This window comes from Rhodococcus sp. T2V, from assembly GCF_029269925.1.
GTDB lineage: Bacteria > Actinomycetota > Actinomycetes > Mycobacteriales > Mycobacteriaceae > Rhodococcus_F > Rhodococcus_F koreensis.
In genome coordinates this window covers 1-8,860 of the sequence record NZ_JARJBD010000178.1, presented here as the reverse complement: position 1 = coordinate 8,860, position 8,860 = coordinate 1, and the positions used below count along the sequence as shown (strand labels likewise).

The window sequence follows — 8,860 nt, the reverse complement described above, 5'->3', positions numbered from 1 at the left end:
CAGGCTTTTGACCAGCGCAAATAGCATTTGTTAACAAAAATTCCCGAGAGAAGCCTGGACCTGGGAGGAATCAGTTTGATTGAGCCGGTGGCTGGCGGTGTGGCTCAGAGTATCTGAGGCGCGTAGAAGTTTCGGGGTGGTCGGCGCTTGGGCCAGTCGATGCTGGCGTGGGTGAGACGGTCGATCCATTGTGCGATGGGGTCGCTGTTGTGGCGTGGCCAGTAGGGATGCCGTTCGCCGGATGTCCGCCATCCGAGCTCGGTGAGGAATCGTGTGCAGGTTCGCTGCCTGGATGCGATCCGACGCCAGTGCGGCGAGGCGAGCAGTGCGGCGATGTTGACGACGTTGGGGTAGCTGGCGGCCAGGTATTCGAGGTCGTCGAGGGCGATGACAGGTCGCTTAACCGGTTTGAGGATGCCAAGTCTTTCGGTGACGCCGCTGTGGGTGGGGATGGAGGCGAGGTTGTTCCAGAATGCGCGGGCGACGGTGAAGGCGTATTGGGTTGGTTGTGGTCCGCGCTGTTGGGCGAGGCGGCGGTGTTTGGAATGAGCGGCCAGGACGGCGGGTGTGCCGCTGATGTCGAGCACGTCGCCGCGATGGGCGCGCTGGAATTCGCCGCCGCTGACCCAGAGTCGGTGTCTCGGGCAGGCGTGGACGTAGGACGGGTAGTAGCGGGTGACTCGGCCACCGCGGTGTCGGTTCGTGCAGGCTGGGCATGCCGGTCTCGGCCAGTCGGCGAGGAGGGACGAGTCGGTGTGCCGGTTCGCCAGTTGGGGAAGTGCGCGAGTGAGGTGTTCCCGCGAGTAGCCGGTGATCGTGACGAGCCTGGTGAGGTTGTCGGGCCGGATGCGCAGTCCCATCCGGTCGGGGGTGAGCCCGAGATGACCCGTCAGCGTGTCGTAGCTGATGTGGTTGACGACGGCGAGGCGACGCAGGTAGGACTCGATCGTCTCGTTCATTGCGGGCGGGATGGGAACGGGTAACTGCCGTGCTTGGCCTAGCGCGGGCCGTCGCGTTTTCACGCGACGCTGCCTCGCCGTTTGGGTGAACGCTTCCTCGGCGCGGACTCCGGCTGGATGGTGGCGGCCCGGTCTAGTCGCTGGGCGTCGAGGTGGGCTTTGGTGATCTTCTCGCTGCCGTCGAGGATTGCGTCGATGGCGGCGCCGCGGATGAGGTGGGACAGGCTGCCGAGCATGCCGTGGGTGCGCTGGTAGAGGTATTGGCCGTGACGGGCGAGGGTGCCGGATTTGTGCTGGTGCAGGCGCAGCGCCTGTTCGAGGGTGACGACGAGGGCCCGCCAGTGTTCGCGCTGCCCGGTGCTGCCGTAGGCGAACGGGTGGGTGGAGATGGTGGCGAAGCGGCTGGCGATCTGGCGGCCGCGGATGCCCGAGAACAGGCCGGCGTGCTCGACATCGATTCCAGCGTAGACGAATGTCGCCGGGATGCGTTCGGAGAAGTACTTCAGTTGATCGGAGACCTCTGCGCCCGCGCGGGTGGTCAGCGAGATGTTGTGGATCTCGTCGACGAGGACCAGGTCGCAGCCGACGTCGCAGAGGACCGCGCAGACCGAGTTGGTGATATCGGTGAGGTTGGAGCGGCCGGTGACCGGAAGACCGAGGAACCGCGCGAACTCGACCGCGACCATCCGTGCGGTTGCGGCTGGGGGCAGGGTGATGTAAACGACCGGAATCCGTTTCCCTCGAACCGGGTTGCGCAGCTGGGTGTGAAGCTGGTGCGCCAGCCCGAGCTGAGTCAACGCGGTGGTCTTTCCGGTGCCGGCGCCGCCGGTGACGATCAATCCGCGCCGCGCCGAGATCTGGCGGCGATTGAGGATCAACAGTCGCCGAACGGTTTTCGTGATGTCCTGGATGGTCGGGGTGTTCACCACGATCAGATCGGAGTGATAGTCCAGCCGGGTGTCGTCGTAGTCGGCGCGTTCGGGCGGTGTCAGCTCGCACCAGTCGTCACGCAGTTCAGGGGCAGTGCGGTCGCGGCCGACCCAGCGTGTCCAGCCCTCCTTGGTGGTGAGCGGTGCGTCCGGTGGCGGGTTGAATTCACTTCTCCTGGTCACAGCCACCGCTCCGCCTCCGCGGCGGCGTCGAAGACACCGAACGGGATCACCGTGCCCAACTCGCCGTCATCGCGGCCGTCCTCGTCGAAGTCGTCCTCGTCGTCGAGTTCACGCAGATCGACCGGCTCGGGAGAGGGCCGGTGAGGGGTGGCTGCTCGGGTGCGGGCGGCGATCTTGCGATCCGCCTTGGTCCCGGTCCCGGTCCCGGTCGCGGGTTCGGTGTCGGGGCCCGCGGCCGCGCGGTCCAGAAGGTCAGCGAGTGCCCGCGCGGTCGCGGTCTCCACCGGTTCCTCGGTCGGTCCGGTGTCGGCGACGATCTGACGGGCGTGGCGCCAGGTGAAGTCCGCGAACGGCGCCGACACCATCGGCAGATGCGTCCAGGCCGCCCGGATCCAGCCGCCGTCATGGTGGTTGCGGACGAACACCTGGGTCAGGTCGTAGGGGTCGTAGCGGACCTCCCAGGCGCCGCCTCGGGCGGTGACACCGGAATGCTGCCGGCGGTAGGGATTGAGTGCGCGGTCGTCGTAGGTGCGCCGGTCGATCCGGACGCCGTAGTCGTTGATCGTGCGCCAGTGTGAGGGCAACAGTTCGAGATAGTCCTCGCCGGTCAGCATCAGTGGCAGGTAGCCGGCGGCGCTGACCAGCACCGCATACATCTCGTTGGGTGAGCACGCCCGTCCGCTGTCCGGGCTGAGCAGTCCCTCGTGTGGTCGGCGCTGCCAGTGGATCACCCACTCGTCGAACAGGTCCTGCAGCTGCGCCAGTGACCACACCGCCTCCGATTCCACCGCCGCGCCGCGGCGGGTCACGTCGCGGCCGGTGTAGCCGGCGACGTGCTGGCAGAACAGGGTGTTGATCGACTGGAACGTCCGCTCGATCACGCTGTCGTCGGTCGGGGTGCGCGGATGCGAGGGCTGCAGCGAGATCCCGAGCGTCTCGCAGGACCGCACGAAAGTTTCCGACAGAAAGACCTTGCCACGGTCGCAGCCGATCGTCTCCGGGACGATCACCGGCTTCGCGGCGGCCTGCTCCATCCGGGCATCGATATCGGCCAGGCTGCGATGCGGCAGCCGCGAGACCGACATCCGCAGCGCCTCCGCCCAACCCGGGCGCATCGGTTCCGGCACCAGCATCCGCGCCAGCAGCAACGACGCATCCACCGCCTTCGTTCCCATCGGCCGCAACACCCCGGCGGTGAGCGTGCGGGTCGCGACATCGACCCCAGCCGTCAGCTCGATCCGCCGCGCGATCCCGTCATCGAACACCGCCAACACATCCAACGGGGTCGTGTCGATCTGGACGTGCTGGCCCGGACGCGACGCCCACGTCGCGGTGAACGGTCCGGCCGGCCGATTCGCCGCCGACCGACGTGTGGTGGCGGCGCCGAAGGTGTGCCGGCCCGTGGACATCGCCGAGACCAGCCGATTGAACGTCGCCCTCGACGGCAACCCCACCACCCCGTCACCGTGCCGCTCGGCCAGAATCGCTTCCACCCGCAGGCGCAGCCGGTCCCGGGTTCCCGTCGACCGCTTCGTCTCCCCGTCGAGCGCGTCGCGGATCGCGTCCACCACCCGCTCATCGGTGCGCCCGTAGACCGACGTCGACCGCGTCACTCGGCCGTCGATCAGCCCGCGCACTCCGCCGGACCGGTAGCGGTGGCGCATCCGCTGGACCGTGATCGCGCTGGTCGGAGTGCCCGCCGCAGTCATTTCGGCGGCCTTGGCGGCCTCACGCTGACGAATCGTGGTTCGTGCCGGGTCGTATTCGGGCCGCGGCACCGCCTCCGGCCCCACCCCGGGCGGCAACCCCGTCTCCACCTCGACCACATGGCGTTCCCACTCGCGTGCACGATCGGCGGCCGCGGCGGGGACGTCCGTCAGGCTCTGCCCGGCAAGTCCGCCCGGGCCCGCCGACACCTCGCTCGGCCCGACGATCGCGAACCCCGGCGAGTTCACCAGATGCGTAACCAGCACCGCCGCGGCCGTCCCATCCGGGGCCGCCAACCGCACCCAGACACCCGACAACCCCGCCACGACGTGTTCGGCACCGTCGAAGACCACCCGGTCGCCGATCTTCAGCAGCCTCGTCATCGACTCACCGCCGACACCACCGACAGCGCCTCCAACCGCTCGGAGAGATCCACCAGCAGGTGCCGTGACCACATCAGGTGATAGAGCACCGGCAGCACCGCGATCGGATCTCCCACCGAGCGCGCCGCATCGATCAACCGCCGTGGCTCGGCGCAGCCCGTCAGCAGTGCGGACGCCGTCGGCTGCACGAGATTCCGAGGATGGCGATACCCGGCGAGCCACCGCACATTCGCCATCCACACCGGATCGTGTTCACTAACCCTCCGATAGGCCCAGCCCACCTCGTTGCAGGCGCGCTCGGTCGCAGCGAACGCTGCCGCATCTCTCGGTTTGATCCGGGATTCCGGCCGGCAGTCGATCACCACGCCGGTGCCGTCCGCCCGGCGGGCGAAGAAGTCCGGTGCGTGCGATCGCACCTTGCCGCTCTCCTGCCAGAACAGCCACAACGGTTGCGATGCAAACGCAGTCACGTCCGGATCGAAGTCCAACGCCATCGCCTCGTCTCGCTCCAGCCACGACTCGAATCCCACATGTGCCGACATCGTCGCCGCCCAATACAGGCCGGGATTGTTGCGCTGCCCCTGATACGACGGGATCGACCGGACCGGCGTGGCCTTCTCGAAACTCACCGCCACGGCGTCCGTCAACGAGCTGCGGACTTCACTGCCATCCGCATCGACGAAACCGACCTGAAAACCCGCCACCCGTCCCTGGCGCGCGCCATTCACAACGCGCATACCACCCGGCATCCCCGCTCCAGTCTGTCCGCCGCCCACGCCCACACCGTCGGGCAGAAATCATGGCACACCGGCATCAGATTGACTGAGCCAGACATCAGATAGACCGCCGCTGGCATCAGATCCATCGAGACAGCATCAGGTTCATTGAGCCAGGACAGCCACGAATCATCAAAACCAACTTCGGGTACGGTTTGTTTACCGCGGTAAACAACGGACAAATCGGATATTTGTCGGTGTGGCGGACTGCGGCACCCATCCGGATGGTGTGCCGCCGCGAAGCGAACAGTGCGCATTCCGCGGCAAGTGCTGCGGCTCGAGAAGGGTGAGATCGCTATGGCTTCCGTTCCTGGCCCCGCGCCCGACGTTGCCGGGGAACCGTTACCGCGACCCTCGCTGACGCCGCGTGAGTTGGAGATCCTCCGGCTGTGGCTACGGAGTGAATCGAAGACTGCGACCGCAGCTGAGCTGGGCATCAGCCTGGGTACGATCAACACCCACCTGATTAGGATCCGAGCGAAGTACGCTGCCGTCGGGCGCCCCGTCGCAGACAAGTGTGGATTGTTGATCCGGGCACTGCAGGACGAGCTGGTGTCTCTCGCCGAACTCTGACGCCGCCGGTCCGCATGGCGCTCCTCAAGTGAGATGTGGGGGGTCGGCCTGTCGGGCCTTGGTCAATCTGAAGTGGGCCTCGGCGGGGCGCCGGGTCATGACACCGTGCGCAAGGATCGCGGGCAAACGGTGGTGGGCCGCGCTTCCGTGACTGCTTCCATCTGTTCGTCGTGCGCGTTGGTGTTAGCAGGCTTGCGGGTTCTCAGGGAGTATCGGATCGCCCGGGTGAGGTCTGGTTCTGGAGCCGCGCTGCCCGGGCATTCTCGTGGGCGACTATCGCTTCCTGCCAATCATGATCGGACACGGCGGAGCGGTCCTGGGCGGCTGGGGGCGGCACGCCCAGCTGCGCGGCGATCTGCGCCCACGACATGCCCGCCTTGAGAGCCTCGGTCACCGCCCTGGTGAGGAGATCGTCAGTCCGGTCGCCACCGGAGACGGCAGCGTGACTGTCAGCGTCCACCGGAACGCCCGACCTGACCCGCTTGATGGGCACGAACTGATTGATCCATCCACGTGACTGTATCGGGCGCCTCAGGGGGCGTCGCCCTGTCAACGGTCACCTATCGGACGCGAACACATCACGCATCGGATCCACCACGGGACGGTTGTTTCTGATGGGGTTGCGCCGACTCCGGAGAGTGGTCGTCGAGCTCGAGGGCGACCGCGCGAGTGAGGGCGTCCTCGGCGGGAAGCGCGGCCTGCTCGGCGGGCGAGAGATCGTAGCGGGAGACGGCGATCGGCTGGGTCGTGCCGGCTAGCGCGCACCGGACGACGGACTCGCGGTAACAAAGCAGACTCATCCTTTGTTGTTTACCGCGGTAAACAACAAAGGATGTCGGACGGGAGGCTGCGTAAGGCGCCCCGTTCTCGCGGCTACACGAGAAATGGCTGGAGGCTGCCGTCTTCGCGGACGGAGTCCAGTGGATCGAGGTGCTCAACATCAACCCCAAATCCGTAGCGGCGTGTCAGAAGCTCGCGAAGTGCGTTGACGTTGGGGGTTTCAATGTGTGTTTCGAGACCCCACCCGTTTGCCACCGCACAAACCATGGTGTTGAGGTGAAAATCAATAGGCTCAGCGAGGATGGCCTCAGGCGAAATCGGCTCATCATCGGCGCGTTCGGGCGTAAGAAAGAACTTCTGAGCGACGTCCGGGGTGGTTCCTGGGCCGAGTAAGTGACCGGCGTTCGTCATACGTATGTTGCCTGTGACGTTGATCAAGGTCGAAAGGATTTGCCAGTCGAGCCAACCCTGCTGCCGGAGGCCGGTAACCATCTGCCGGACACCGGGGTGGCTGAGGAGTTGCGGGAGGGTTTTGGGGAGTAGTCGATGAGCTTGCGCGTAGCGCTGCCGGATCGCTTCGAGCGACTGCGAATGGTCGTAGCCCGGCCCAGGACTGGTCTCTGCTGCGAGGGCGGGGTGCTCAGTTGGTTCGAATGAGGTGGGTGGGCGAGTAAGTGCGGCGGCACGCGTGTAGTGCTCTCCTTCCAGGATGCCAACGAGATCGTCATAGGGTCGCGCGACATGAAGCTTGTGCATCAGCCCGCGTCGGAAAATTTTCTCGATGGTGGGGTGCAGTTCTCCGAACGGTCGGACGTTGATGAGATGGAGCAATTGCGTCGCAATTGATGTCAGCTCTAGTTCGAGTTCCCCTGGGTCGGCGATGTCATTTCCGTCTGTGAGGCAGACACTGCACAGAAGGGCATCGTTGCTCGGCTGAAGTCGCACTCGGTCGTTTTCATCCGAAGGTGTTTCAACACTGACCTCAATCTCGACGCTTTGGGCCAAAAGTGCAGTCGGCTCGCCTACCAGTTCGGGCAGGAGGATCTGCAGTGCCGCGGTGAGGCGCTCGGCGGCGAGGACGGACGTGCGGTCATTGCAGCAGGTGATGGCCCAGGCTGTCCCGAGTAGGGCGAATTGGATGGTGCGGGTAGATCCAGTATCGGCAAACGCTGGGCCCCTGAGCTGGTCGCTGACGGACTGCTGAAACTGTTCCTCCGACCACTCGATGCCCGCTGCTACTTCACTGGCCGTCTCCTGAAAAAGCGGTGCAGCTTCGTCAAGGGATGCGCTAAGTCCGCTCTCAATGTGTGGCCAAAACGTTCGGGCGGCTAGTAGCGGGGTGAGAACAGCCATATCGAGCCGTTGAAGGTCTGGGTAGGTCTCGTAGTCGAACGGATCGTGCAGTAGTTGGGTGCGGGCAATGACAGCAATGTGGGCGGTCGCAGCAGCGTCAAGCCAGTTTCCTGCCACGTACGAGAGATCTGCCGCCTCAAGAAGTGCGTGTGCCGTGACAGGTTTGACCTCGGGCTGTTCGGAGCGCAGCGCTATCGACGCGGCAGCGAAGGTGTATTGCTTCGCCGCGTAGACGAGCCCGAGTTCAGCGTAGATCCTGGAGAGAAACCGCATCGCAAGGAGCGCGCCGTAAATAGTGTCGCCGTGCCACCAATTGACTTTGGCTTGGTGCAGTTCATGTATGGCATCGAGAGGACGGCCTGCATTGAGAAAGGCCGGTTGCGTCCACGATGATGGTGTACGAACCGGATCCGCATCGGACCGGCGTGTCGTAGCCCAAGAAGGCGGCCATCGCGTGACTCTTCGAGAGACCGACCAAAGTCACTCGATGAAGGACCACGCGATGACCACTGCCCACGATATCGACCTGCATGAGTTCCTGACCGATCGGCTCACCGATGCCAGCCCCGACCTGTTGCGCAGTCTGCTGTCCACGTTCATCGACGCACTGATGGGCGCCGAGGCCGATAGCCTGTGCGGTGCCGGCTTCGGCGAACGCTCCGACGGTCGCGTCAACAGCCGCAACGGTTACCGGCACCGCGACTTCGACACCCGCGCCGGCACCCTGGACGTGGCCATCCCCAAGTTGCGGTCCGGATCCTACTTCCCCGACTGGTTGCTCGAGCGCCGCAAGCGGGCGGAGAAGGCGCTGACCTCGGTCGTTGCCACGTGCTACCTGCTCGGCGTGTCGACTCGGCGGATGGAGAAGCTCGTCGACTCCCTCGGCATCACTTCATTGTCGAAGTCGCAGGTGTCGGTGATGGCGAAGGACCTCGACGCCCAGGTCGAGGCGTTCCGCAGCCGGCCGTTGGATCAGGGTCCGTACACGTTCGTCGCCGCCGACGCCCTCGTGCTCAAGGTTCGGGAGAACGGCCGGGTGGTGAATGTGCACGCGCTGGTTGCGGTCGGCGTCAACGCCGAGGGCTACCGGGAGATCCTGGGAATCGACGTGACCTCGTCCGAGGATGGTGCCGGCTGGCTGGCGTTCTTCCGGTCGCTGGTGGCCCGCGGCCTGTCCGGGGTGCGGTTGGTGACCTCCGACGCCCACGCCGGCCTCG

Annotated in this window: 9 protein-coding genes; 2 read left to right on the top strand and 7 right to left on the bottom strand. The window is 65.5% G+C overall.

Annotation, left to right across the window (positions count from 1 at the left end; genetic code table 11):
- Nucleotides 1-104: 104 nt before the first annotated feature.
- The 4 genes from P3H15_RS52040 to P3H15_RS52025 are packed head-to-tail and all read right to left on the bottom strand — an operon-like array spanning nucleotide 105 to nucleotide 4,943.
- On the bottom strand, nucleotides 105-959 hold the full coding sequence (locus tag P3H15_RS52040; RefSeq protein ID WP_276144500.1) for a TniQ family protein: 855 nt from the start codon (nucleotides 957-959) through the stop codon (nucleotides 105-107).
- Between the two features lie 59 nt (nucleotides 960-1,018).
- Complete coding sequence (locus P3H15_RS52035) at nucleotides 1,019-2,071, bottom strand: TniB family NTP-binding protein (RefSeq protein ID WP_276144499.1); 1,053 nt, start codon at nucleotides 2,069-2,071, stop codon at nucleotides 1,019-1,021.
- Nucleotides 2,068-4,161, bottom strand: coding sequence for a Mu transposase C-terminal domain-containing protein (locus P3H15_RS52030; protein ID WP_276144498.1), 2,094 nt, complete (start codon nucleotides 4,159-4,161; stop codon nucleotides 2,068-2,070). Before P3H15_RS52030 ends, P3H15_RS52035 begins: the two co-directional genes overlap by 4 nt.
- The gene (locus P3H15_RS52025; RefSeq protein ID WP_276144497.1) at nucleotides 4,158-4,943 is read right to left on the bottom strand and encodes a TnsA-like heteromeric transposase endonuclease subunit; all 786 of its coding nucleotides are present in this window, start codon (nucleotides 4,941-4,943) and stop codon (nucleotides 4,158-4,160) included. Before P3H15_RS52025 ends, P3H15_RS52030 begins: the two co-directional genes overlap by 4 nt.
- A gap of 291 nt (nucleotides 4,944-5,234) precedes the next feature.
- Here P3H15_RS52025 and P3H15_RS52020 point away from each other — a divergent pair, with 291 nt between their 5' ends.
- Entirely contained in the window at nucleotides 5,235-5,510 is a 276-nt protein-coding gene (locus tag P3H15_RS52020; protein WP_276144496.1) for a helix-turn-helix transcriptional regulator, read from the top strand.
- Between the two features lie 202 nt (nucleotides 5,511-5,712).
- Here the strand turns inward: P3H15_RS52020 and P3H15_RS52015 are convergent, their stop codons facing one another.
- From P3H15_RS52015 to P3H15_RS52005, 3 genes are all read right to left on the bottom strand, one after another.
- Nucleotides 5,713-5,970: a hypothetical protein gene (locus P3H15_RS52015; protein WP_276144495.1), complete on the bottom strand. Its 258-nt coding sequence runs from the start codon at nucleotides 5,968-5,970 to the stop codon at nucleotides 5,713-5,715.
- Nucleotides 5,971-6,088: 118 nt separating this feature from the next.
- On the bottom strand, nucleotides 6,089-6,310 hold the full coding sequence (locus P3H15_RS52010) for a hypothetical protein (RefSeq protein WP_276144494.1): 222 nt from the start codon (nucleotides 6,308-6,310) through the stop codon (nucleotides 6,089-6,091).
- Nucleotides 6,311-6,383: 73 nt separating this feature from the next.
- On the bottom strand, nucleotides 6,384-7,916 hold the full coding sequence (locus P3H15_RS52005; protein WP_276144493.1) for a hypothetical protein: 1,533 nt from the start codon (nucleotides 7,914-7,916) through the stop codon (nucleotides 6,384-6,386).
- 229 nt (nucleotides 7,917-8,145) lie between these two features.
- Here P3H15_RS52005 and P3H15_RS52000 point away from each other — a divergent pair.
- A partial coding sequence (locus tag P3H15_RS52000; protein WP_276144492.1) for an IS256 family transposase occupies nucleotides 8,146-8,860 on the top strand: 715 nt, incomplete at its 3' end.

What these genes read in the sequence shown, in the direction of transcription:
- P3H15_RS52040 (WP_276144500.1), bottom strand. Translation starts at nt 959, where the DNA reads ATGAACGAGACGATCGAGTCCTACCTGCGTCGCCTCGCCGTCGTCAAC.
- P3H15_RS52030 (WP_276144498.1), bottom strand. Translation starts at nt 4,161, where the DNA reads ATGACGAGGCTGCTGAAGATCGGCGACCGGGTGGTCTTCGACGGTGCC.
- P3H15_RS52020 (WP_276144496.1), top strand. Translation starts at nt 5,235, where the DNA reads ATGGCTTCCGTTCCTGGCCCCGCGCCCGACGTTGCCGGGGAACCGTTA.
- P3H15_RS52010 (WP_276144494.1), bottom strand. Translation starts at nt 6,310, where the DNA reads ATGAGTCTGCTTTGTTACCGCGAGTCCGTCGTCCGGTGCGCGCTAGCC.
- P3H15_RS52005 (WP_276144493.1), bottom strand. Translation starts at nt 7,916, where the DNA reads ATGCGGTTTCTCTCCAGGATCTACGCTGAACTCGGGCTCGTCTACGCG.